The following is a 23,723-nucleotide window of genomic DNA, read 5'->3' on the forward strand; positions in this document are numbered from 1 at the left end:
ATGAGCACGACATTCGTCTACGAAGAAGCCTTTTCCAGAAATATCGGATGGATCACAAAAGCCGAACAACAGATCCTCAGGAAGAAAAGAATCGCCATCGCCGGAATGGGCGGAGTCGGAGGCGTTCATCTCCTAACCCTCGCCAGACTGGGAATCGGCGCTTTTCATATCGCCGATCTCGATGTCTTTGAAACGGTCAACTTCAACCGTCAGGTCGGTGCCACGATCCCTCACCTGGGAAAACCCAAGGCCGAGACCCTTTCGAAGATGGCGCTTGAGATCAACCCCGAACTCGACATCAAGGTCTTTCCAAAAGGGGTGGACAAAGACAATCTTCCCGATTTTTTTAACGGTGTGGATCTCTATATCGACGGTCTCGACTTTTTCGCTTTTTCCGCCAGACAGGTGACCTATGCCTCCCTTACAAGACTCGGAATTCCTGCGACGATTGCCGCCCCTCTCGGAATGGGAGCAGCCCTTTTGAACTTTCTCCCCGGGCAGATGACATTTGAAGACTATTTTGGCTGGGGCGATTCCTCGGACGATGAAAAAGGTCTTCTCTTTCTTTTGGGACTGGCTCCGGCCAGACTCCATTTCAATTATCTCGTCGACCCCGCAGCAGTCAACCTCGAAGAGCATCGTGGCCCTTCCACTATCATGGCCTGCCAGATCTGCGCCGGAATGGCCGCAACCGAAGCCTTGAAAATCCTCTTAAAGCGGGGAGAGGTTCTCGCCGCACCCCGTGGACTTCAGTTCGATGCCTACAGAAACAAACTTTCCAAAACATGGCTTCCCGGCGGGAACAGAAATCCGCTCCAGCGTCTGGCCCTGATGTTTGCGAGAAAAAAACTCGACGGTCTCAAAAAACACTGACGACATCTGCAAACGCACCCCAATAAAACACCATCGTGCGGTCTTTGTCTCTCTGAGCCAGGACAGTTCCATCGGCCCGCTCTTATCCATCGCTCTTGGGGTTTTCACCGATCTTGGGAACGAGACCCATATTTCCAGAGAATGTCTGAGGGTTGCGGATCTGTAGGTTGCATCACAGAGACAGGATCATTGGGACAAAAAGCTTGTCTCCTTCCAATATTCTTCCCTTGGCTGTTTGTCTTTCCACTCCAAAGGTTTTCTTAGTATTCATTCTATAACGCATCGCTTCTAAAATGACATTAGCGATCATAAGCCGTTTTGAATAAACTGTCTCATTTTATAGACTGTTTTTCTGATGCGGACACCCTTCTCTATGGCCTCTATGGCCAGGACCGGACTAAGAAGTTTCTCATTGGGAGAAGCATACGTTCAGACACGAAAGACGGGGCTTATGGTTGCCCCGTCTATGAGAAAAGCATGTCACTTATCCTATGCCTTATTCATCAGTCCCATTCGTTTTCGGAGTTCCATCGCTCCCATCAGGGCCATCCCTGTGCCAAAGAGGAGCCATGTCGAAGGTTCAGGAGTTCCCGAAGGGGAAGATGCATTCGTTATGAATGAGAGGGTGATCAGCCCGTTTCCTGAGTTGTCACCGGCTATAGCAACTGTTGGAGTTCCGAGAAAGAATGAACTTCCACCCTCACCGTTACCGCCGTCGGGTTGCCCTCCGCCCTCTCCTCCAGTATAGCCGCCACCGCCACCACCGTTACCACCACCACCACCAAATCCTCCATTTGAGCCTGTAAAACCGCTACCAAAACTGACGTATGTCCCTCCTGAACCGCCGGCACCGCCGTTTTGAAAACTTGAACCTCCAACACCATCGCCACCGTAAGTACCAGTGGCTCCAGCAGGTCCGCTAAAACCACCGCCGCCGCCGCCCATTCCGAGGGTACCACCGCTAGTACCGGTGCCAGATGGACTGATGATTCCGGGCCCGCCTTGAGGTACCCCGTTGTATTCACCAGTACCACTGCCTCCACCACCACCGGCAACCACCAGAGGAGTTGCTGTACTAAGGGAGCTACCCAAAGCAACGAAGCTGCCACCACCGCCTCCGCCAAAGCTGCCTCCGGGATCGGCGGCGCTCGCACCCATTCCTCCCGTTAAAATTTGGAGCACCTCTCCTGAGCTCAAGGATAAATCTCCTCCAATTACAGCGCCCATTCCCCCTGCTATGGCGCCCGTACTTCCATACCCCCCTCCTTGAGCCCCATACGCGGTAATATCGTAGGTCCCGGAGGTGGGTATTATGTAGGTTTCAATTGACCCTGTGTAGCTGAAATCCATTATCGTAGCCCGGGCCTCTTCATTCGTTGCAAGAATCATCAATGCAGGGAATAGTGTGAGCAACATGGTATACTTAATTCTGTTTTTCATCATAAGCTCCAGTTTATTTTTCAGCTAAGAAGGCGTGAAGGAATGCGATATCTCCTGGTGATGGGACTTGATGAACCGCTAGCAAACGGCATACCAATATAATTTATGAATAATAAAAAAATATAAATACATTAAATACGTTAACGCTTTATGCCTGCGAAAACGAGATCTGATCTGCTCCGAAAGGAGAACAAAGTGATAAAATATCTGACAGATGTAAAGGCAGGTGAAAAAGAGACGGACAGTTCATCCGACTCGAAATCGGCAAACTCAAATCAAAATTTGATTCCTGAACAATGCTCCGGAGCAATTTCTCCATGTAACCTTTTTGATCGTATTAGGTATTCAGGCAAACTTAAGCACAGTGGATGTTCAGACAGGTATAGATTACGTTAACCATGGAGAAGGCCGAGTTATCGCACAACCCTTTTCCAAACTCTCAGCCCAGAACCCGGCTTAGTTTGCCCTCGACCAAGACATAATCGATCATGTCTCGGGTCGCCCGATATTCAGAATAGTCTTAGGGCGAAAAAACTGAAATAAATAAGGAGGCTCGGTCGCTGGCTGACCTATACGGTTCTGGCGAATGATTTCCCCGATGAGGACACATCAAAGGTTGAGATGAACTTCAGGTTCTCTTTCGGAATAACTTCCTCAAAGATGCGTCCGAGACGGGGAAGCAAAAGAAGCGCTAATGTGATTCAGATCTGACTGAATCTCGATCAAGCCTCTTTAGATAATGGTGTTAGTAGCAAGTAGAGTTGTCCGGTTTTTTGAATAAAAAACTCAGGGTTTCCCCGTTCTCAGACAAGAGCTTCGACCGGGCGGATTCCAGTCGAAGGAGCTTTGGTTCGTGGTTCCTTTTTCGTTTTTGGGTGCTCCGGTTTTTTAAAAGGATAGTCGGAAAGCTTCCGGGGTCCATGAAACAGGGAGAGCGATCCGTCGGGATGCCGGTGGACCCTGACGGTCGTCCGGACGTAATGGAGCCGGTACCGATCGGAAGGGATCTGAAGGATCCGTCCTTCGAAAGACACGCAGTTGTCATTTCCAACGGTCCGTTCGTAGTGCTCGCAGAGGATCTCGTCCAGAGACTCTCCGGTCCAGGGAACGAAAGCCGATCCTTCCTCCGGGGCCCGATGGGAAAATTCCGTATTGAAGGCCGGAAGATAGATCTCGGACAGGTAGCGATTGGCCTCTTCCATCGTCGTGATTCCCGCCAGGGCGAGTTCTTTGGGAAGACGCTCCTGATGGGTCCGGAAGGCCCGTTCACTGCGTCCCCGCGCTTCGGGGGAATACGCGGCAATCATTTCAATGCCCAGCTGCTTCATCGCCCGTCCAAACTGGGTGAGGTTTTTCTTGTCCACCTTCCCTCCCGCTTCCGGCGTGATCCAGTAGTGGCTGCCCCGGTCCGTATACAGGGAGGAAGGAAGGCCTTTTTTCCCGATCACCTCCCGTATCCCCTGAAGGCTGGACGCGGTTCCCTCCTCAGCCACAAAGAACATGCTGTAATGCTCATTGGTCGCATCATCCATCGTCACCACCACCAGATCCCAGACCTGTCCGGATACCCAGGGATGACGGCTGGCATCCTGATGGATCATCATCCCTTCCCAGGCCGCACGCTCCCGTCTCTTCCGGTGCTTCCCCTTTCCGGGGGCTTTCTGGACCGCTCCATTCTCCTGAAGCGTCTTCTTGACCCAGGTATAGCTCCGTTTCCCGCCCTCTTTCCGGTACCAGGAGTGGAAGTGTTTCACATTCCACCCGTCATGCCGGCTCCGGTACTTTTCGACCAGTCCCAGGGCTTCATCCACCGGTGCCCGTCTTGATGAGGCCTGGGTGAGTCGTTTGTCCAGAATCCCCTGGATCCCTTCCTCTTCGACTCGCCGGACATATCTCCGGAATGTCCTTTCACTCATCCCCAGAATCCGGCCGGCTTCTTCCTGAGTCAGACATCCTTTCTTCCATTCATTCCAGGTATCTTCAAAACGCATCTTCCGGATCTCCTGTAGCACATTTGTTCGGTTCATTCTGGGTCCTCCTCGGACACATTATGGAACCGGACAAGCCTTGCGCTACAAAACCGGACAGATTATGTGCTCCCTACAGGAATAGAGGGAGGCCTATCATGAGTGGCTCGAAAATGACTACAAAGCGTAAAGCAATTTTGGTAGCGGTGAAGGAACCTCCTCCGAACGGTGATTACGTTTGGGACGGAAAGGATGAAGTGGATCGCCCTTTGAGCCGCGAAGAAATGCAAAAAGGTATTGAGGCTTACCGCAAGAAACAGGTCGCCCGGTCAGCGGCTCTCGCAAGGAACAGGTGAGCGTCCGGTATAGCCCGGAGGTTCTGTCTTACTTCCGCTCAACCGGCGCAGGCTGGCAGACCCGTATGGATGCGGCTTTAAAAATTCTGGTCAAAAAGGACCCGGACTGGCTGAAAAAGCTCGGCTAATGTTTTTTGGAAGAGGGCGGGCTGAAAAATTCCGACCTTTTCCTTCAAAAAACCGAACCATCCACAGAAGCCTGTCTGAATTCGAACCATCCGCTGGAACACCTCGAACCTCTCATGCCCGTTTCCCCTTCCAACGCCATGACCGCAAAAATAGTGATCACCACCCCTTAAAACCATTGATATTGCCTTTCTACGGGCCAAAACGGCGTCCATGAAGTCTATTTCCTGATCCCGCCCCTTTCCCCCAAATCCCGTAACGCCCCCATAACGCCATGGATGATAGCGTATGCCCCATCAAGACTGGGCGACGCTGGAAGATCCTTTCCCGGGAACCGGAAAAGGATCCATCGGACCCCGCTCAGTCTGAAGGATTCCTGATGACAGATACGCCGATACCCACCATAAAGCCAACCGCAAGGAGACACTGTCATGGATGATCAAGGTTCTGTCGCCCCCAAGGAAAGAGTCAATATCGTCTACCGTCCGGCGACGGGAGATGCGAAGGAAGAAGTCGAACTGGCCTTCAAGCAGCTCGTGGTCGGAGACTTCACCCAGAAAGAAGACGACCGGCAGCTTGAAGAGATCAAGCCCATCAATGTGGACAAGGACAACTTCGACAATGTCCTTGAAAGCCACAAGCTCTCTCTTGACCTGACCGTCCCCAACAGCCTGGAAACCAGGAAGCCCGGAGAAGAGCCCGAAAACATGAGCGTCTCCCTGAAGTTCAAGAGCCTCAAGGATTTCGACCCCGACTCCATCGTCGAGCAGGTTCCCGAACTTCGAGAGCTGATCGCACTGAGAGATGCCCTGAAAGCCCTGAAGGGACCACTGGGGAATATTCCCGATTTCCGGAAGAAACTTCAGGAGATCATCCAGAACGAAGGAACCCGGGAAAAATTCCTCTCCGAACTTGGCATCAAGAATTCCTGAACCCACCAAAAAACAAGACGCACCCAGGAGGATCACCATGGCAGAAAACGCCCAGGATCAAAAAGGGCAGTCCCAGTCGTCAGAACAACCCACCTTCAGCGATTCCCTGATTGACGATCTCGTGGAGGCGACACGGCTCAAACCGGGAGACGAGGCCTACTCCATCACCCGACAGGGAGTGAAAGCCTTCATTAACGAACTCCTCGAACCGCAGAGAGCCGTCGAAAAAGTCACCCAGGCCACCGTCGACGAAATGATCGCCGAACTCGACAAAAAACTCTGCCATCAGGTGGACGCCATCCTCCACAACGCGGAGTTCCAGAAGATGGAATCGGCCTGGAGATCGCTCAAGTTCCTCGTCGACCGGACCGATTTTCGCGAAAACAACAAGATCGAGATCCTGAATGTCTCCAAACAGAAACTCCTCGAAGACTTCGAAGACGCCCCCGAAATCACCAAATCCGGACTCTACAAGATCGCCTACACCAACGAATTCGGACAGTTTGGCGGACAGCCCTACGGAACCATCATCGCCAACTATGAAATGAACCCCGGCCCACAGGACATCAAGCTCCTCCAGAATATCGCGAGCGTCGCCACCATGGCCCACGCGCCATTCATCGCCGCCGCCGGCCCGGAATTTTTCGGAGTGGACGATTTCTCGAAACTTCCGAACCTGAAGGATCTGGCCTCGATCTACGAAATGCCCCAGTTCACCAAATGGAACAGCTTCCGCGAAAGCGACGACTCCCGCTTCGTGGGTCTGACCGTCCCCCGATTCATGCTTCGTCTTCCCTACGGGCAAGGCACCGTTCCCTCCAAAAAATTCAACTACCAGGAAGATGTCTCGGGCGGCAACAGCTCGTTTCTCTGGGGAAACGCCTCGTTCGCCTTCGCGTCGAGACTGTCGGAGAGCTTTGCCAAATACCGCTGGAACACAAACATCATCGGACCTCAAGGTGGTGGCGCCGTGACCAATCTCCCGATCTACAACTTCGAAGCGATGGGGGAGGTCCAGAGCAAGATTCCCACAGAAATCCTCGTCTCGGAGCGGCGGGAATTCGAACTGGCCGAACAGGGCTTCATTGGATTGACCATGCGAAAGAACAGCGACAACGCCGCTTTCTTCTCGGCAAACTCCACCCAGAAAGCCAAAATCTTCGCCCAGACAAAAGAAGGCAAGGAGGCCGAGCTCAACTACAAGCTCGGGACCCAGCTTCCCTATATTTTTGTCGTGAGCCGGCTCGCCCATTACATCAAGATCATCCAGCGGGAAAACATCGGAACATGGAAAGAGCGGGGCGATCTCGAAACGGAGCTCAACAACTGGATCCGCCAGTACGTCTCCGACATGGACAACCCCGCGCCCGGCGTCCGGAGCCGGCGCCCCCTCAGGCAGGCCGAAATTGTCGTGTCCGATGTTGACGGAGATCCGGGATGGTACCGGGTTTCCCTGAAGGTCAGGCCCCACTTCAAGTATATGGGCGCCTCCTTCACCCTGTCTCTTGTCGGGAAGCTCGACAAGAAATAAACCCTCACATTCAAAACGCTCCAACAGAAAGGTGCCCCGATGCCGATGCCATGCTATCTCCATCTTCAGGGAAAACAACAGGGAAAAATTGAAGGATCCTGCTCCATCAAGGGACGCGAAGGCACCATCCAGGTTCAGGCGTTCGACTACGCTGTGGAGTTGCCTAAAAACCCCCAGACGGGACTCCCCACCGGCCGAAGGGTCCATAACCCGATCATGATCACCAAGGAAATCGACAAAAGTTCCCCGAAGCTCTTTCAGGCCCTTTGCACCGGAGAGCAGATGAGCAAGGTGACACTCGACTGGTACCGGATCAATCCCCAGGGGAAAGAAGAAAAGTACTACACGACGGAGCTCGAAAACGCCACCGTCGTCTCCATGCGCACATGGATGCCGAACGTCCTCAGAACCGAAGATCGCCAGATGGGCCATATGGAAGATGTCTCCTTCGCCTTCGAGAAGATCACCGTCACCTGGGCGGACGGGGGCATCTCCGGTGAAGATTCCTGGAATTCACCAAAAAGCTAGGCCGTAAATCAGGATGGAGTCCCGTGAACGCATTCTCGAGCGGATTGCCTTCTGGAAAGAAGGCGCGGAGAGAGACCGTCTTTCAAGATACGAGTCGGTCTCCTCCTCCGTACGGGCCCATCTCTCCCGGCTTCTGACGACCCGGAAAGGATCGGTTCCCATCTCCCCAGAATACGGTGTCCCGGATCTCTCGAATATCGCAGGATCCTTCGAATCGGGCACCTCCCTCCAGATGGTCCAGACCATTCTGGAGACGGTGGCCCGTTTTGAACCCCGTCTTTTGAGCCCCAAGGTCAGGGCCTTGGACGATACGACGGAACTGTCTTCCCTCCGGATCGAAATCTCGGGAGAGATCCTTGTAAACGACCAGAGAACCCTGATCCAGATCCCTGCCTTCGTCAGGGCAAACGGAGAAATTCTCCTGTCTTGACGAAACGCGGAGACGATGCAGCAACCACCCGAGGCTCGAACGTTGACAACAGAACCTTCGACCACCCCAACGCGATGACAAGAGGCACCGATGTCGAATCACTTCTATGAACAGGAACTCAAGCGGCTCAGATCCCTGTCGAAGGAATTCTCGGCGGCCCACCCTTCGCTCGCCCCCATGCTCGCTCAGGAGTCGACCGATCCCGATGTGGAGAGACTCCTCGAAGGGGTCGCTTTTCTCACCGGCATTCTCCACCAGCGGTTAAACGACCAGTACCCGGAGTTCATCCAGGAAGTGGCGCGCGTCCTCTTTTCCCAGTTTCTACGGCCCTTTCCGTCATCAACGATCCTCTCCTTTTCCCCCAAGGGAAAAATCGCGGAATCCATCGTTGTGCCGAAAGGAACTCGGGCGGCCTCCATCCCGGTAGACGGGACCACCTGCTTTTTCGAAACCTGCCAGGAGCTGACCGTTCATCCCCTGACCCTGACCCAGACCAGGGCCGATCAGGAGGAAGGGAAGACTGCCTCCATCCATTTGACCTATACCCTGACAGGGATGGCCCTATCGCAGTTTGGCGCCTCCTCCCTCCAGTTCTTTCTGGGAGGAAGCTATTCGGAAGGATCCAACCATTTTTACCTTCTGACCCGCTGGCTGGACCGGATCGAACTTTCTTCACCCGGAGCGCCTTCGACATTTCTGTCTCCGAAGTCTCTCAAAACCCCGGCATTCGACGATTCTTCCGCTCTTTTTCCCGCCTCCCCGGGTTCATTTTCCTCCTACCGGCTCTTCCAGGAGTTCTTCGTCCAGCCCTCGAAGTTCCTCTTTCTGGAACTTTCCGATCTGGACCAATGGACCGAAAGAGGGACAGGAAACAGCTTTACCATCTCGTTCCACCTCTCAAAATCCCCCTCTCGCCCCCTTGCTCCCGCTCCCCGCCATTTTGTCCTGGGGGCGGCGCCGGCGATCAACCTCTACGAAACAGATGCGGAGCCGATCCAGGTCACACATCGTCAGAACGACTATCCGGTCACATCATCCGGAGTCGCCCGCGGACATTTCGACATCTTCGGGATCAAGAGCGTGACGGGAACCGAAACCGGGAGCGGGAAATCATTTGAATACCGGCCCTTTCAGGAGATTCTCGGACAACCCAAATCCCCCACCACCCGGGCCTACCGGGTGGTGCTCCGGCCATCACCGGTCGAACGCCGGACGGAAACCTGCTTGGGGCTCCTGTATGGATCCGGGGAGGTCCCCTCTCACGAGACCCTCTCGCTCAGGATCCTGGCCACGAACCGATTTCTCCCCGAGTCCCTCAAACCCGGAGAGATCACCCGGACCACCGACAACTCTCCCGAGCGGCTGACATTCACCAATCTCACCGCTCCCACTCCCTATATCCACCCACCTCTGGGGGACGATCTCTCCTGGAGAGTCCTCTCCCAGCTGGGGCTCAATTTTCTCTCCCTGGCCGATGCCAGCCGACTTCGCTCCCTTCTCTCCCTCTATCTCTTTCCGATGGAGCGGAACAAGACCCTTGAAGACACCAACAAAAAACGCATCGAAAGCATCCGGGAGGTCACCGTCAAGAGGATCACCAGATTGATCCGGGGCATTCTGCTCCGGGGCTCCCTGATCCGGATCAGGGTCAGCGGAGACGGATTCGCGGATATTGCCGACATGTCTCTCTTCGGATCGATCCTCAACGAATTTCTGGCGGTCTATTCAACGATCAACTCATTCACACTGGTCGAAATCGAAGATCTGCTCACAGGAGAACTGCTGACATGGCCCGAGCGGCTGGGCACACAGACACTGATCTGATCGCTCTCAAGAAGGCCCTGGAAGAGGACGGAGACCAATACAGCTTTACCCAGGTCATCCGGCTTCTTCGGCTCGTTCTGAAGAAAACCGACGATCGATTTGCCCCGGAGGATTTCTGGGAACGGATCCGGATCAGACCGGCGCTCGCCCTGGGATTTCCCCATATGGATATCGATACCATCAAATGGGGAGCTGAGGGCAAAACAGCGCTTCTGGACGTGAACTTCTTTGGACTTTACGGCGTCTCCTCGCCTCTCCCGACCTTCTACACCGAAGACCTGATCGATTATCAGAACAATGACAACACCGCCCCCAGGGACTTTCTGGACATCATTCATGGGGCCCTGTACCCCCTTCTCTACGACTCCTGGAAAAAACACCGGCTGTCGCTACGCGCCTACGAAGATGAAGAGGAAAGCGTCCTCGAGTGGTTTCATACCTTTACGGGCCTTTCAGACTCCCTCTTCCGGGAAGGCGACCCGCTCTACGCGACAACCCTTCGTTATGCCGGCCTTCTCACACAGCATCCCCGGTCGGCAAAAGCTCTGGAATCGATCCTCTCCGATGTCCTCGGCCAAGTCCCGGTCACCGTCGAACAATGTCCGGAAAAAACCGTTCCCATCCCGAAAGACCAGTTGTTGATCCTGGGAAAATCCCTTCGTCTTGGAGAGGAGACCGTTCTGGGTGAAACGCTCACCGACCGGATCAACCAGATCCGGATACGGGTCGGACCGGTGGAGAACGATGGCTTCGACCGGCTTCTCCCCGGCAACGAAGACCTTGAAAAGGTCGCCTTCTGGTATCGCTTTTATCTGATCGAACCGGTCATGGCGGATATCGAGATCATTCTCTCGGACCAATCACCCAGACCGATCTGTCTTGGAGATCGTGTCCGAACGAGGCTGGGACTCGACTCATGGCTCGAAAACGGATCCCACACCTCCCGGAAACATGTTGTTTTTTCGCTCCACGCCAACGAAATGGAAGGGGACTTATGATCATTGCAGAGCTGAAACCGCTTTTCAGACGGCTGAACACGGTCCTGACCCTCTCACTCGAGCAGGGCGCGGGACTCTGTCTTTCTAAGACCCACTACGAGATCACCGCGGAGCATATCCTGTACTCCCTCCTCTCGAAACCGGGTTGCGACATGGCGAGGATCCTCGAACACAGGAACATCGCCCCGGAACAGGTCCGCCGGGAGCTGTCAGACGCCATGGAGGATTTTCGCTCCGGAAACGGTGGACGCCCTGTCTTCTCCCCCCTCCTGATCGAACTGATCCAGGATGCCCATATCATCTCTTCCATCAACCGGGGGGAGCCGAAAATACGCTCCGGAGCCCTTCTCCAGGCGTTTCTGAACCGGATCGGCTATTTCTCTTCCGGAAGAGTCTCCCGCTCCCTCGAGCAGATCCCCAAAGATGCCCTTGCCGACCATTTCGATGAGCTCACCGCCGGATCGAGCGAGCAAACGGCCGCTCCGGAAGGAGAGAGGAAAGAGGAAGGCGCCGAATCCACCGCCATCGGACGGTTCTGCGAGGACTTCACCGAAAAGGCCCGCCAGAACAAGATCGATCCGGTCTTCGGACGGGACCAGGAGGTTCGGCAGATCATCGATATCCTCTCCAGGAGAAGAAAGAACAACCCGATCTGCGTGGGCGACCCAGGGGTTGGCAAAACGGCGGTCGTCGAAAGTCTCGCCTTGAGAATCGTCACCGGAGACGTTCCCGAATCCCTTTCGAAGGTTAGACTCCTCGGACTCGACCTCGGCGCTCTCGAAGCCGGAGCCGGCGTCAAGGGAGAGTTCGAGAATCGTCTGAAAGGCGTCATCAATGAAATCCGCTCCTCCCCCACCCCCGTCATCCTGTTTATCGACGAAGCCCACACCCTGATCGGAGCCGGAGGCGCCCAGGGGGGCGGGGATGCCGCCAATCTCCTGAAACCCGCCCTCGCCCGGGGAGAACTTCGGACCATTGCCGCCACAACCTGGGTCGAATACAAGAAGTACTTCGAAAAAGATGCCGCCCTCGCCAGGCGATTCCAGCCGGTCAAGCTTGAAGAACCCTCCATTGAAACGACGATCCTGATCCTCCGGGGGCTCAAGGAACACTACGAACAGGTCCACAAGGTCGCGATCCGGGACGACGCCCTGATTGCCGCCGCCAAGTTTTCCGACCGCTACATCATCGGCAGGAAACTCCCCGACAAGGCGGTGGATCTACTCGATACCAGCGCGGCCCGAACCAAAGTCTCCCTTTCCGGAAAACCCGAACGGGTCGAAAGCCTCGAACGCAAGATCCAGGCCCTCGAACGGGAGGCGAAAGGACTCCGCCGCGATGAGGCCTTCGGCCATCCGGTTCCGGCAGGGCGAATCGGCGAGATCGAAAAAATGCTCAAGGATCTGTCGAACTCCCTGGAATCGGAAAAATCACTTTGGGAGAAAGAAAGGGAGGCGGTTGGAAGTTTTCTGGCCCATCGGAATACGTTTGCCCGGGAAGGCTCGGAGTCCGACGCTTCATCCTCCGGTGACTGGAAAAAAGAGCTCAGGAATCAGGAGAACCGGCTTCGGGAGGTTCAGGGAGAAAATCCGATGATCCGCTTTGAAGTCGATCCTGAAACAGTCGCAAAGGTCGTATCGGACTGGACAGGGATCCCCCTCGGAAAGCTTCTTCGGGAACAGGCCCAGACCGTTTCCCGACTGCAGGAAAACCTCGGCAAACGGGTCATGGGACAGGATGCGGCACTCTCCCGTGTCAGCGAGATCATCCAGAACGCCCAGGTCGGCTTCAAAAGCCCACACCAGCCCATTGGCGTCTTTCTTCTGGTCGGTCCCAGCGGGGTGGGAAAAACAGAAACCGCTCTCACCGTCGCCGACATCCTTTTCGGAGACGAAAAAGCCACGGTAACGATCAACATGAGCGAATTCCAGGAAAAGCATCAGGTCAGCAGGCTGATCGGCTCGCCACCCGGATATGTGGGGTTCGGTGAAGGAGGCGTCCTGACCGAAGCGGTCCGGCAGCGTCCGTACTCCGTGGTGTTGCTCGACGAAATCGAAAAAGCCCATCCCGACATTCCCAATCTTTTCTATCAGGTCTTCGACAAGGGAGTCCTCGCCGACGGGGAGGGAAAGGAAATCGATTTTTCCAACACCGTGATCTTTCTGACCAGCAATCTTGCCTCCGGACAGTTGACCGCCTATGCGACAGACCACCCGGAAGCCGGATATGAAGAGCTGGTAAACCTCATCCGTCCCGAACTCTCAAGACATTTCAAGCCGGCCCTTCTGGCCAGGATGACCATCGTTCCCTATCTTCCCCTCAAGGGAGAATCCCTCGGGCGGATCGTCCGTCTGAAAACGGCGCGGCTGAGCCAGACATTCGCCCAGAACAACCAGGCCGAAATCCTGTTCGAAGACTCCCTGATCGCCCATCTTTCCGATCAGTGCGAGGCCTCCGAAGCCGGTGCACGAAACATCGACTACCTTCTCCAGAGCCGGATCCTTCCCGAAATTTCCCGAAAACTCATCGGCCGGCTCGCCGACGGAACCCTGTCGGGCAAAATCCGTGTCGGCATCTCTCCCGATGCCACGATGACGATCCTGTGGGATGACGAAGAAAGCCCGGTCTCCCGTAAAACGACCAAAAGGAAAGGGTAGATCCGATGCCACCAGAAGAAGCCGGTCACCTCTCATTTGCCCTGTCAGTCGAAGGATTTGCCCGGGAAGATTTTTCGGTTGTCGATTTTTCGGGACGGGAAGCCATGAACGAGCTGTTTTCCTTCCGGATCCGGCTTGTCTGTGAAAAACAGGACATCGATCCGGACAATACCCTGGGCCGGCCAGTCACCTTCCGGATAGACTCCTCCCGGGACGGCACCCACTCCACCACCCCCTACCACGGGACATTCTCCGAATTCAGGGTCCTGCACCAGGCAATCCCCTACACCTTCTACGAAGCCGTTCTGGTTCCCAGGGCCCACATGCTGACCCGTTCCATGATCTCCGAGGTCTACACCTCGGAAAAAGGCATCCCCGACATTCTGGAAGATCTTCTGAAGGCAGAAGGGTTGACCTCCCAGGACTATTCCTTCGGAATGAGCGAATCCTACCGGAGCCGCTCATTCGTCTGCCGCTTCGAGGAATCCGCCCTCTCCTTCGTCGACCGCTGGGCCGAACGGGAAGGCATCGCCTATTACTTCGACCACGATGACCATAAAGACCGGCTCGTCTTTTTTGACCACCCTTCCCGAAAACCCTCATGGAAAAAATCGCTCTCCTACAGGCCACCATCCGAACTCGACCCGGGCTTTTCCGACGATTCTCTCCAGGAATGGTCCCTGCGGATCGTCCCGTTGCCCCACCGGATCGTCGTTTCGGACTTCAACTACCGGAAAGCCAATCTCGAGATCGAAGAAAGCCGGATTCTCGACCCACGGGGGAAGGGAACCGTCCGCGCGTTCGGAGAGAATACCCGGACAAACGCGGAAGCCCAGAGACAGGCGACGATCCTTTCGGAAATCCATAAGGTCCGCGAAAAGACCTGTGAAGGAAAAACCACCGCGACAGGAATCCGCGCCGCCACGACCGTCCATATAAAACATCATTTCCGGAACGACCATAACGGAACATTTTTTGTCACCTCAGTCCTTCACAAGGGATCCCAGGCCGCATTTCTGACCTCCGGATTCGATGTCCGGTCTCCAAAAGAACAGAGACAGACACACTACGAGGCCACATTCGTCGCAATCCCTTCCGATGTGGCCTTCCGGCCCCAGAGAACCACTCCATGGCCGAGGATTCCCGGAGTCTCAAGCGCCATCATCGAGGCCGAGGGGTCAGGCCTCTTTGCCGAACTCTCCGAATATGGAGAGTACAAGGTCCGATTTCCGTTCATCTTCGGACAAAAGCGATCCCAGAAAAACTCGGGATGGATCCGGATGGCCACACCGCTGGCGGGCGCCGACAACGGGATGCACTTTCCCCTCCACAAGGAGACCGAAGTCATGGTGGCCTTTCTGGGAGGAGACCCGGACCAGCCGGTGATTCTCGGAGCCGTCCACAACTCGGAGCACAGGGCCCTGATCACGAACAAAAATCCGGGGATCAACGTCATCCGGTCGATCGGAGGACACTCCATCACCCTGAACGACGACGGGTACGCATGATTGGGCTCCATAACACCACCGGAGGCCGGAGCCATCCGGGAAAACCAACACACGCCACAGAAACAACAGGAGGATTGACATGGCCGATTCCGATACGGATCCCGCTGTCAACACATTGCCCGGGATCCAGCAGATTACCCCGAAATATTTTGTGGTCGAGGCCGGCAAGGGGGTTTACATCGCGGCCGGAAACACAACGCTCGGAACGGAGGCCGCGCCGGACGAAGTGACCAGCGGAGTGGGGAATGTCTACATCTCCGCCCAAAACGGGCAGATCGTCATCAAGACCTTGGACGACGGGAGCATCCATATCGACAGCGCCCAGGGAAACATGGTCGTCAACGTCCAGAACGGAAACTTCACCACCAACGTCCAGAATACCGGCGGTGGAGGAGGAAACACGACGACTTACACCCAGGGAAACTCCACCGCCATTACAAACGGCAACGGAAGCATTGTCGTCGAAGGCAGTTCAAACAATGTTTTTCTTGGGGGATTCAACACTGTCTCCGTCGGCCTGACGACCAACGCCATGCTCGGGGATCTGGTGAGCGTCGTCATCGGCGGGGTCGAAAACATCGCTCTCAGCGCGATCCTGAATATTGCCGCCTCCATCACCATGAATCTCGCCGCGGGTCCCACCATCAATCTCCGGACCATGAAGGTCGAGACCACGACCGTAACGGAAGAGACCATTGGCGCGACCTTCAAGTCCTACGGGACAAGCATCCACAATGGTGCCACAAAGATCGAGACGCACGCGTCAAAGATCTACACCGCCGCCATCCATCTGTTCAGCTGACAGGAAAACGATGATCAAAAACGTCCAGGGAGACTCAGCCCAAAAAAGACATTGTCCAAAGGAGAAACGCGGGTGAGCCTTTCATGAAAGTCATCAAGCCCATGATGCTCGGACTCCTGTGGAAAACTTACCGGAGAAACGGACACAGGCTCTCTGTTACAGGAACGGTGTGTTTTCCCTTCGCCACACCGGATCGCCCCCTGACCGAGCAGGCCATGTGGCCGATTCTTGCCGCCGAATGTCCCGAAGAGACCGTCTGGGATGCCGGCATCCCCAAAGACAGGGGAGAACTTCTCCTGTCCGCCCACGGATACGCATACGGAGGAATCCCCGTCGAAACCCGGAGAATTTCCGTACAGGTCGGCTCTCTCCGAAAAGAGATTGCTCTTTACGGAGACCGGTTGTGGCACAAAAAAAACGGAGAATGGATCAAATCCCGGCCGGAGCCATTCTGTTCGATGCCGATTGTCTACACCCGAAGCTTCGGCGGGAAAGACTACCCCAAAAACCCCACAGGGAAAGGATTTTCATTAGATCCGGAGGAAAGTCCCGTCTCACTTCCAAACATCGAATCCCCCCTTTTTCCCACCATCTCGCCCGAGACCGACACACCTCCTGCCGGATTGGGGCCATTGGATCTCGCCTGGGCAGAACGGCAATCCCGAACAGGACAGTACCAGCCGGGAGAGATCGGAACCGAACCCCCGGAGCTTCCCGCAAATGCCGACTGGACCCTTTATAACCAGGCGCAATCCGATCAATGGCTATCCGGGTTCTGGACAGGCGGAGAGAGCTACCTCCTCGAAGGTCTTCATCCCGAATTCGACCGGCAATCCGGGAGACTTCCCGGGATCAGGGTTCGCGCTTTTGCCACCCTCGACGCAAGCCGGAACCGGACTTTTGTCGAAATCCCCATGCATCCGGAAACCGTCTGGCTCTTCCCGCACCTTGAAATCGGGGTTGTTATCCATCGCGGATCGATGGCCATCGAAACCGACGATGCGTCTGAGGTGGCCTCCCTGCTTCTGTCTGCGGAAGATCCCGGGGAGAATCGACCCGAAAGTCATTATCTCGCCTACAGGAATCGCCGGGATCAGCGAAGTCCGGAAGACCTCTCCCTTTACGGTGATGGACCGCTTTTGCCCCTCAGGCTCGAAGACGATCCACAGGCGAATATCGGGAACGTCCAGTATCACATGGCCCACCAGTCCGACGAGATCGGACAGAGGACCAGAAGAATCCTCTCCAAAAAGCTGGAAAAGGCCGGAAAATCGACGCAGCCTCCCCCGGCGGGAGCGGCCTCTTCCCCTATCGGTGAGGCCCAAAGTTCAATGGAGGAAAAGCTCCGGGAGCTTCGGAAAGAGCTGGAAAATCCTTTTTCCGAAACTCCATTCCAACCCGGACAGTTCAAAACAGAGGAACTCAAAAAACAGATGGACGAGAAGATCCGGGATGCGCTTTCCCGAATACCCGACAACGCCCTATCAAAGGCCAATCTCACCCGGGAGGGACCCCTGTCCCCGAAAGCCTCGATGGCCCCTCTGAAAAAAGATCTCGAAAATGCTCTCTCCAGCACAGCGCTGAAAGAACGCCTCATGTCGATCGATGGCTCAGTTCCGGAAACGGATCGGACAACAGTACCCCTTCGCCCCGCAAATGGCGCGTTCGAAGCAATCTCCGGACAGGTTGAAGACAAGCTCTCGGCCCTGTCGGACAAGATCGACACGCTTGTCCGTTCTGTCCATTTCTTTGCTCCTCCTCCAGAAGATCGACCCAACGCCGGTCGCGGCCGACAGAAAGTTCTGGAACAGATGAAAAGCAGCAGAAATTTCCGAAAATGGTCTCTTCGCGGGGCGGACTTGTCCGGTCTGGACCTCTCGAAATGCGACTTTTCAGAAAGCGACCTGATCGGATGCGATTTTTCAGAAAGTGATCTGACCGGATCCCTCTTTCAGGGCGCCTGGGCCTCCCATGGCCGTTTCCTGCAGACCAACCTTTCCGGCTCCAAGTGGGACGGAGCTAACGCCGGACACTCTGAAATGAAAGGTGTCCGGGCCATCGGGGCATCGTTTCAAAAAACCGTTTTGTCCGGAACGACATTTGAAGACTGTCTCCTGGACAATTCCCGCTTTGATGGCGCAGATCTCTCGAACATCTCCATATCACGGACAAGGGCGAAAGGATGCTCCTTTCCCGGAGCCAGGTTCATGCGGATCGAGGGAGCCCTTTCCCCATCCTCCTCCCAATCTGACGGCCAATCGGAAAGGACCCTTTTTCGAGATGTCGACTTCTCCGGATCGAATCTTGAAAAGTCCCTCTTCATGAAGTGCGACTTTCTCGCCGTCGACTTCTCCGGATGCCAGCTCCCGGGAGCCACATTTCTGGAGTGTTGTGGACCGTCGACCACGTTTAAAAGAGCGATCCTCACGAAAGGAGTCTTTGCACAGTCGGTCCAGTTCCAGGGATCCTCCTTCGGGTCGGCGGATCTCTCCGGAGCAAACCTCAGGGGAGTCGATCTCTCCGGATCGGATTTTCGGGGAGCCATTCTCCTCGGTACCGACGGATCCGGGGGGAACTGGCAACACACCAACCTTTCGGGAGTCAGGGCCATCGGAGCCCGCTTCCAGAAAACCGATCTCCGATGGGTTGATGGCCGATGGGGGGATTTCCGGCAAGCCGTCTTTCTGAAGGCTGACCTGAGATTTGCAAACTTCAGCGGCTCTTCCCTCTACAAGGGCTGTGTCACCGAAGCCCAAATAGACGACTCCACCCTTTTCGACCAAGCCCTTCTCGGGAAAACCACCATCACCCCGGGAGAAAGCAAATGACCCCAGAAACTCAAAAAATCGTGGACATGATCACAGATGGAGAACCGGTCCAGGAGATGGATCTGTCCGGATTCGATCTCTCCGGAGCCGACCTTTCCCACGGAATCTTTATCAACACCCGGGCCATCGGAGCCCGATTTGACCGATGTATCCTGAAAAACACCCTTTTCGACTCCTGCGACCTTTCAGGTTCGAACTGGCAAGCTTCATCGCTTCACCTTGCCTCATTTCTCAAATGCCGGATCCACAGGGCCGGATTCGACCATGCCAGCGGCCAGAATTCACGCTGGGTGGAATCCGATCTTTCAGGAAGCCGATTTTCCGATACCCTCCTGAACCATTCCTCCTGGGTCGACTGCGTTTTCGACGGAACCGCCTTCGATGGGGCGGATCTCGAGAAGACGTCCTTCGTCCACGGAAGCTTCCCGGGAACCTCCTTTTCCGGAGCAAAGATCATCAAGACAGCCTTCATCGGACAAACCCTCAACCAGGCCTTTTTTGCGGGAGCCATCTTCCGGAACCCCATTTTCATCAAAGTCAGCCTCAAGGGGATCGACTTTTCGAACATGAGCCTCCCGATGGTCCAGGCCAGCTCTTCAGACCTCTCCGAAACCAGATGGGTCGGCTCCGACATCCGTTTGGCAAACTTCTACCAGTCTGATCTGACCGGGGCCGTTCTCGACGGAGCCAATGCGGAAAAGGCCCTCTTCTCGGAGAGCCGGATGGAGGGGGCCTCCGCGCGGGGGGCGATGCTCAAAATGGCCTCGTTTCAAAAAACCTCCGCCAGGACGATCGACCTGACCCATGCAGACCTGTCCTTGTCCCAATGGCGACAGTCCGACTGTGAAGGAGCGAATTTTACCGATTCGAATGTCTCCTTTGGAGATTTTTCCCATGCCAACCTGAAACATTCCCTTTTTGGAGGAGCCAACCTGAACAGGACAAACTTTCACCGCGCGCTTGAAGATGGAGCCGACTATTCGGGGTCTTCCCGCCCCCTGGGCAGGGAAACCGATCCCGAGCTTCAGGAAGCCGAGGACTTTGTTCCCCGAAACAGCCCATAGACAGGAGACAAAAGATGCCTTTTCCCGCGATATCCCCCTATTCTGAAAAGTCCTCATCCGTCTTTCTGGCCGAAGTCGTCTCCGTGGAAGGTCCGCACCTCACCTGCGAACACAACGGACAACGGATCCCGGCCATCAGGGGAACGAGCCTTCTGATCGATCCCGTTCCCGGTGACAGGGCGGTCCTGATCGAAGCGGAAGAGGGGCTTTTCCTCGCCATTGCGCTTTTGTCCACCCGGTCCGAGGGAACATCCCGATCCATCTCCCTTGATGAAGGACTCGACATCCGATCCTCCGGAAACATTTCCATCTCCACGACCGAACAGATCCGGATTGAAGGCGGCACAATCGAGGCCAGGGCAGGGACTTGTCGCCAGTCTTTTTCCAATCTTTCCATCGAAGCCACCACAGCGGCCATCACAGGAAATCTTCTGTCCTTTGTCGCCAGGAAGCTCGAGCAGATCGCCAAAACCGTCGAGACAACGGCGCACTGGATTTCATCCCGCGCCCACACGGCGACGAAAGAGGTCGAAACGCTCGACCGCTCGACATCAGGACAGACCATGATCGAATCGGCCTCCGTGATTTCCATCGGAGCCAAAACCACCATTCTCCGTTCAACCGATCTGGTCAAGATCGATTCCGACCAGATCCATCTCGGATAGAAGGATCCAGGAGGTCTTCATGTTCGCAAACACCCAGATGGGCGGAATGGCCATGGCTTTTCCGGATGTCTGCAAGACACCGGCGGGGCCGGTCATCGTCCCCATCCCCTACCCGAACGTCGCAGCGGGACCGACCGGACTCCCCCCCGTGCCGACGATTCTCTTCGGGGGAGCCCCCGCCCACAACCTCATGACAGAAATCCCCCTGACTCAAGGAGACGACGCCGGCGTCGCGGGCGGAGTCATCTCCTCGGAAATGATGGGAAGCGCCATGTGCCTCGACGGAGCCAACACCGTCCTCCTGGCCGGGATGCCCGCCACCAGGCTGACATCCCCCACCCTCCAGAACGGCATTAACGCCCCTGGAGCCTGTCTGGTCCCGAGCCAGGTAACCGTCCTTTTGCTGGCGCCATAACCCCATGACCTCCGGAGAAAAGACAACCACCATGGCTCAAGGCAAAAAGGTTCAGTCTCATCGATATCACAAGGTGATCCCGGTGGCTTTATGGCTCCCGTTCATCGTTCTCATCCTTTCCGGATGCACAACGATCGGAATCAATACCGCCCCGGACGCCAAGATCCGACAGAAGGTCCATTGGACATGGGAAAAACAGGCCATCACCATCCATGTGATTCCGGACAGGAATCTGAACCTTTCCGACAAGAAGCCTCACACTCTGATCATCGGGATCGCCGAAATCAGCGATCCGAACGGCTTTCTTCCGCTTTTGCAGAACCCGGACAGGGCCATGGAAACCCTTGCCAGCGGCAAGAAGCGATCCGGAATCCTGGCCGTCAGGCGATTTATCATTTCTCCCGGCACCGCTGGTGACATCGTCCTCGACCGGATGCGGGATGCCGTCTACCTGGGAATCATCGCCGGCTATTCCGGCTACTCCTCCAAAAAGGATATCCGCATCCGGCCGATGGCTGTCCGTGTCAGACGCTCCGGAATCATTTTCCGGAGCAACCATTTTCGTCCAGCCAGAATGGCTGTCCGGCTGATTCTTGGGCCAAAACATCTTGAAAGCCTTCAGGTCCTTGATACCACCAGGAAGAAGAAACACAAGAAGAAACAACCGGACCATCCCGCTCCGGCCAAAACACCTTCGGCCATCAGGCCCCTTTAGGAGAGATCATACGACCATGAAATCCACAAAACCGATCTTCTGGCACCAAGGACTTTTCCTTCAGCCCCAGCACTTCCAACTGACCGACGCCCATACCACCGGAATGACCCGCCCGGTCCTCGACACCGTTCTGCCCTTTGGATGGGGAGTCCAGACGATCGACATCCAGACGACCGCCCTCGGACGGGGATCGGTTCAGGTCAACTCCCTGTCCATGGTCCTTCAGGACGGAAGCTTCGTACAGTTTCCCGGAAACGCAGTCATCCGACCCCGTTCTTTCGAAAAAGACTGGACATACAGGGACAAGCCGCTGACGATCTATGCGGGTCTCCGGCGCTTCAGGGACCAGGGCAAGAATGTCACCACCGTCCCGAATCTCGATTCTGATGCAGACACCCGGTTTCTCTCCCTTGCCGACCCCGAAGAGGTCCAGGACCTTTACGGGGAAGGACCACCAGCCTCCGTCAAAACACTTTATTTCAATGTCCGTCTCTTCTGGGACAACGAAATCGACAATCTCGAGCACTATAACCTTGTTCCCGTGGCGCAGGTCCTGTGGGAGGGAGGGGTCATCAAGCCAAGCCCTTCTTTCATCCCTCCCTCCCTCTCCCTGTCCACCTCCCGGAACCTTTCAAGCCTTGTCCAGGAAATCCGGAATGAATGCGCCAGCCGTTCCCGGCAGCTCGAGGAGTTCAAGACCCCCAGGGAGCAGAAGACGGAAGGAATGGACGCAGGATACATGATCTATATCCTCGCCCTCCGCACCCTGAACCGTTACGTCCCCCTCCTCTATCACTACGCCGAAAGCGACCCTGTTCATCCATGGCTCCTCTACGGAACACTCAGGCAGATGGTGGGAGAGGTCAGCACATTTTCCGACCGGGTCAATTTTCTCGGCGAGACCGATCAATCCGGAGAGCCCCTTCCTCCCTATGATCACGAGGATATCTGGGGATGTCTGACCAAAGCCCAGACGGTGCTGTTTACATTGCTGAACAACCTGACCGTCGGACCGGATCTGATCATCCGGCTCGAAAAAAGCGACGAATCCTTCAATGGAACCCTTTCCCAGTCCTTCTTCTCTCCCCGGACACGCTATTACCTGGTGGTCAAGACCGAGGGAGATCCGGAACGGGAAAGCTCCTCCTTCATGGACAATGCGAAAATCGGCCCTCCCTCCATCATCTCCTCCCTGATCAGAAGAGCTCTGCCCGGTGTCGAACTCACCGCCATGAGCGGACCGCCCCAGGGTCTTCCCAGAAGACTCAACGCCCAGTATTTCCGGATCGAACCGCATGACCCGGTCTGGGACGCCATCCGTCAGGAGGAGGCGATACAGGTCCATTGGCCGGGAGCACCTGAAGGTTCAATGATCGATCTTATTGGAGTCCGATAATGACAACACTATCCGATTGCCTCATCCCCCTTCTGGCCTTCGTCAAGGACAGGCTCGAGCGTTCACTTCCGGAGACAAACACCCTCAGGCGGGAGATCCTTGACCGGATCGAGAAGGCCCGCTCGCAGGCCAAAAGCTCCGGCATCTCCGATACGCATTTTGAAAGCGGACTCTTTCCGGCGATCGTCTGGATCGATGAAAGCCTGATGTGCGCCAACTGGCCGGGCGCGGTCGACTGGAGCAGGAACATGCTCCAGAAATCCTTTTTCAGGATCACGAACGGAGGGGTCGAGTTCTACAGGCGTATGCCCCAGGAGACAAAGGACCCGAATGCCAGGGAGATCCTGTCGATCTACCTGATGGCCCTCAAGCTGGGATTCAGGGGGCAATACGGACTGGAATCGAACGGCCACGAGGCAGCGAGGATCCAAAAACATCTCCAGAGCATTCTGGAACCGGATCTGCCGATCTTCGAAAGGGACAAGATCTTTCCCTCCGGCTATCTGACCCGTGAGGGTCCGGAGGGCCAGACAAAGGTCGCCTCCCGGAAGACCCTGAACACGGTTTTCGTCTGGCTCGTCCCGTCCCTGATGGTCCTGGTCCTCTTCGTCCTGTACGACCGGATCATTCACCAGATGACCCGAAACGTCCTCAGACACCTTCATTGA

The 23,723-nt window shown here is 55.6% G+C and carries 20 protein-coding genes and 1 pseudogene; 19 read left to right on the plus strand and 2 right to left on the minus strand.

Annotation, left to right across the window (positions count from 1 at the left end; all coding sequences use genetic code 11):
- Entirely contained in the window at nt 1-873 is an 873-nt protein-coding gene (locus tag LFE_RS11655) for a ThiF family adenylyltransferase (protein ID WP_014450422.1), read from the plus strand.
- A gap of 489 nt (nt 874-1,362) precedes the next feature.
- On the opposite strand, the gene LFE_RS14590 is transcribed toward LFE_RS11655, so the two are convergent.
- Complete coding sequence (locus LFE_RS14590) at nt 1,363-2,313, minus strand: PEP-CTERM sorting domain-containing protein (RefSeq protein ID WP_041774472.1); 951 nt, start codon at nt 2,311-2,313, stop codon at nt 1,363-1,365.
- A gap of 803 nt (nt 2,314-3,116) precedes the next feature.
- Nucleotides 3,117-4,340, minus strand: coding sequence for an ISNCY family transposase (locus tag LFE_RS11670; RefSeq protein WP_014450425.1), 1,224 nt, complete (start codon nt 4,338-4,340; stop codon nt 3,117-3,119).
- 98 nt (nt 4,341-4,438) lie between these two features.
- Here LFE_RS11670 and LFE_RS13810 point away from each other — a divergent pair, with 98 nt between their 5' ends.
- The 18 genes and pseudogenes from LFE_RS13810 (at nt 4,439) to LFE_RS11755 (ending at nt 23,723) form a co-directional block, all read left to right on the plus strand.
- Complete coding sequence (locus tag LFE_RS13810; protein ID WP_014450426.1) at nt 4,439-4,636, plus strand: hypothetical protein; 198 nt, start codon at nt 4,439-4,441, stop codon at nt 4,634-4,636.
- Nucleotides 4,600-4,764 (plus strand): annotated as a pseudogene (locus LFE_RS13815) (BrnA antitoxin family protein); the annotation flags it as partial. The gene LFE_RS13810 and the pseudogene LFE_RS13815, both read left to right, overlap by 37 nt.
- 429 nt (nt 4,765-5,193) lie before the next feature.
- Nucleotides 5,194-5,694 (plus strand): type VI secretion system contractile sheath small subunit, encoded by a 501-nt coding sequence (gene tssB / locus LFE_RS11680; RefSeq protein WP_014450428.1) that lies wholly within the window; start codon nt 5,194-5,196, stop codon nt 5,692-5,694.
- Between the two features lie 37 nt (nt 5,695-5,731).
- Entirely contained in the window at nt 5,732-7,225 is a 1,494-nt protein-coding gene (tssC, locus tag LFE_RS11685; RefSeq protein WP_014450429.1) for a type VI secretion system contractile sheath large subunit, read from the plus strand.
- 39 nt (nt 7,226-7,264) lie between these two features.
- On the plus strand, nt 7,265-7,753 hold the full coding sequence (locus LFE_RS11690) for an Hcp family type VI secretion system effector (protein ID WP_014450430.1): 489 nt from the start codon (nt 7,265-7,267) through the stop codon (nt 7,751-7,753).
- A 13-nt stretch (nt 7,754-7,766) separates the two neighbouring features.
- Entirely contained in the window at nt 7,767-8,183 is a 417-nt protein-coding gene (gene tssE / locus LFE_RS11695) for a type VI secretion system baseplate subunit TssE (RefSeq protein WP_014450431.1), read from the plus strand.
- Nucleotides 8,184-8,273: 90 nt separating this feature from the next.
- The gene (gene tssF, locus LFE_RS11700; protein WP_014450432.1) at nt 8,274-10,007 is read left to right on the plus strand and encodes a type VI secretion system baseplate subunit TssF; all 1,734 of its coding nucleotides are present in this window, start codon (nt 8,274-8,276) and stop codon (nt 10,005-10,007) included.
- A complete protein-coding gene (gene tssG / locus LFE_RS11705; RefSeq protein ID WP_014450433.1) occupies nt 9,971-11,005 on the plus strand; it encodes a type VI secretion system baseplate subunit TssG in 1,035 nt (344 codons plus the stop codon). Before tssF ends, tssG begins: the two co-directional genes overlap by 37 nt.
- Entirely contained in the window at nt 11,002-13,662 is a 2,661-nt protein-coding gene (gene tssH / locus LFE_RS11710; protein ID WP_014450434.1) for a type VI secretion system ATPase TssH, read from the plus strand. Before tssG ends, tssH begins: the two co-directional genes overlap by 4 nt.
- Nucleotides 13,663-13,667: 5 nt before the next feature.
- A complete protein-coding gene (locus LFE_RS11715; RefSeq protein ID WP_014450435.1) occupies nt 13,668-15,170 on the plus strand; it encodes a type VI secretion system Vgr family protein in 1,503 nt (500 codons plus the stop codon).
- Between the two features lie 79 nt (nt 15,171-15,249).
- Entirely contained in the window at nt 15,250-15,972 is a 723-nt protein-coding gene (locus LFE_RS11720; RefSeq protein WP_014450436.1) for a hypothetical protein, read from the plus strand.
- Nucleotides 15,973-16,055: 83 nt separating this feature from the next.
- Nucleotides 16,056-18,800: a DUF2169 domain-containing protein gene (locus LFE_RS11725; protein ID WP_014450437.1), complete on the plus strand. Its 2,745-nt coding sequence runs from the start codon at nt 16,056-16,058 to the stop codon at nt 18,798-18,800.
- Nucleotides 18,797-19,864 carry a pentapeptide repeat-containing protein gene (locus LFE_RS11730; RefSeq protein ID WP_014450438.1) on the plus strand — a complete coding sequence of 356 codons (1,068 nt, stop codon included), beginning with the start codon at nt 18,797-18,799 and terminating at the stop codon, nt 19,862-19,864. Before LFE_RS11725 ends, LFE_RS11730 begins: the two co-directional genes overlap by 4 nt.
- A gap of 14 nt (nt 19,865-19,878) precedes the next feature.
- The gene (locus LFE_RS11735) at nt 19,879-20,529 is read left to right on the plus strand and encodes a DUF3540 domain-containing protein (protein ID WP_014450439.1); all 651 of its coding nucleotides are present in this window, start codon (nt 19,879-19,881) and stop codon (nt 20,527-20,529) included.
- A gap of 19 nt (nt 20,530-20,548) precedes the next feature.
- Nucleotides 20,549-20,944, plus strand: coding sequence for a DUF4150 domain-containing protein (locus LFE_RS11740; protein WP_014450440.1), 396 nt, complete (start codon nt 20,549-20,551; stop codon nt 20,942-20,944).
- Between the two features lie 31 nt (nt 20,945-20,975).
- Nucleotides 20,976-21,659 carry a type VI secretion lipoprotein TssJ gene (locus tag LFE_RS11745; protein ID WP_014450441.1) on the plus strand — a complete coding sequence of 228 codons (684 nt, stop codon included), beginning with the start codon at nt 20,976-20,978 and terminating at the stop codon, nt 21,657-21,659.
- 16 nt (nt 21,660-21,675) lie between these two features.
- Complete coding sequence (gene tssK / locus LFE_RS11750) at nt 21,676-23,055, plus strand: type VI secretion system baseplate subunit TssK (protein WP_014450442.1); 1,380 nt, start codon at nt 21,676-21,678, stop codon at nt 23,053-23,055.
- Complete coding sequence (locus tag LFE_RS11755) at nt 23,055-23,723, plus strand: DotU family type IV/VI secretion system protein (protein WP_014450443.1); 669 nt, start codon at nt 23,055-23,057, stop codon at nt 23,721-23,723. The genes tssK and LFE_RS11755 overlap by 1 nt, the downstream gene beginning before the upstream one ends.

Origin of the sequence: Leptospirillum ferrooxidans C2-3 (genome assembly GCF_000284315.1) — a bacterium.
Lineage (GTDB): Bacteria > Nitrospirota > Leptospirillia > Leptospirillales > Leptospirillaceae > Leptospirillum > Leptospirillum ferrooxidans.

Bases quoted from the DNA above. Each gene is read 5' to 3' on its own strand.
- LFE_RS11755 (WP_014450443.1), top strand. From the start codon at position 23,055: ATGACAACACTATCCGATTGCCTCATCCCCCTTCTGGCCTTCGTCAAG.
- tssE (WP_014450431.1), top strand. From the start codon at position 7,767: ATGGAGTCCCGTGAACGCATTCTCGAGCGGATTGCCTTCTGGAAAGAA.
- LFE_RS11670 (WP_014450425.1), bottom strand. From the start codon at position 4,340: ATGAACCGAACAAATGTGCTACAGGAGATCCGGAAGATGCGTTTTGAA.
- LFE_RS11690 (WP_014450430.1), top strand. From the start codon at position 7,265: ATGCCGATGCCATGCTATCTCCATCTTCAGGGAAAACAACAGGGAAAA.
- LFE_RS11720 (WP_014450436.1), top strand. From the start codon at position 15,250: ATGGCCGATTCCGATACGGATCCCGCTGTCAACACATTGCCCGGGATC.
- LFE_RS13810 (WP_014450426.1), top strand. From the start codon at position 4,439: ATGAGTGGCTCGAAAATGACTACAAAGCGTAAAGCAATTTTGGTAGCG.
- tssK (WP_014450442.1), top strand. From the start codon at position 21,676: ATGAAATCCACAAAACCGATCTTCTGGCACCAAGGACTTTTCCTTCAG.
- LFE_RS14590 (WP_041774472.1), bottom strand. From the start codon at position 2,313: ATGAAAAACAGAATTAAGTATACCATGTTGCTCACACTATTCCCTGCA.
- tssH (WP_014450434.1), top strand. From the start codon at position 11,002: ATGATCATTGCAGAGCTGAAACCGCTTTTCAGACGGCTGAACACGGTC.
- LFE_RS11715 (WP_014450435.1), top strand. From the start codon at position 13,668: ATGCCACCAGAAGAAGCCGGTCACCTCTCATTTGCCCTGTCAGTCGAA.
- LFE_RS11655 (WP_014450422.1), top strand. From the start codon at position 1: ATGAGCACGACATTCGTCTACGAAGAAGCCTTTTCCAGAAATATCGGA.
- LFE_RS11725 (WP_014450437.1), top strand. From the start codon at position 16,056: ATGAAAGTCATCAAGCCCATGATGCTCGGACTCCTGTGGAAAACTTAC.
- tssF (WP_014450432.1), top strand. From the start codon at position 8,274: ATGTCGAATCACTTCTATGAACAGGAACTCAAGCGGCTCAGATCCCTG.
- LFE_RS11740 (WP_014450440.1), top strand. From the start codon at position 20,549: ATGTTCGCAAACACCCAGATGGGCGGAATGGCCATGGCTTTTCCGGAT.
- tssC (WP_014450429.1), top strand. From the start codon at position 5,732: ATGGCAGAAAACGCCCAGGATCAAAAAGGGCAGTCCCAGTCGTCAGAA.
- tssB (WP_014450428.1), top strand. From the start codon at position 5,194: ATGGATGATCAAGGTTCTGTCGCCCCCAAGGAAAGAGTCAATATCGTC.
- tssG (WP_014450433.1), top strand. From the start codon at position 9,971: ATGGCCCGAGCGGCTGGGCACACAGACACTGATCTGATCGCTCTCAAG.
- LFE_RS11745 (WP_014450441.1), top strand. From the start codon at position 20,976: ATGGCTCAAGGCAAAAAGGTTCAGTCTCATCGATATCACAAGGTGATC.
- LFE_RS11730 (WP_014450438.1), top strand. From the start codon at position 18,797: ATGACCCCAGAAACTCAAAAAATCGTGGACATGATCACAGATGGAGAA.
- LFE_RS11735 (WP_014450439.1), top strand. From the start codon at position 19,879: ATGCCTTTTCCCGCGATATCCCCCTATTCTGAAAAGTCCTCATCCGTC.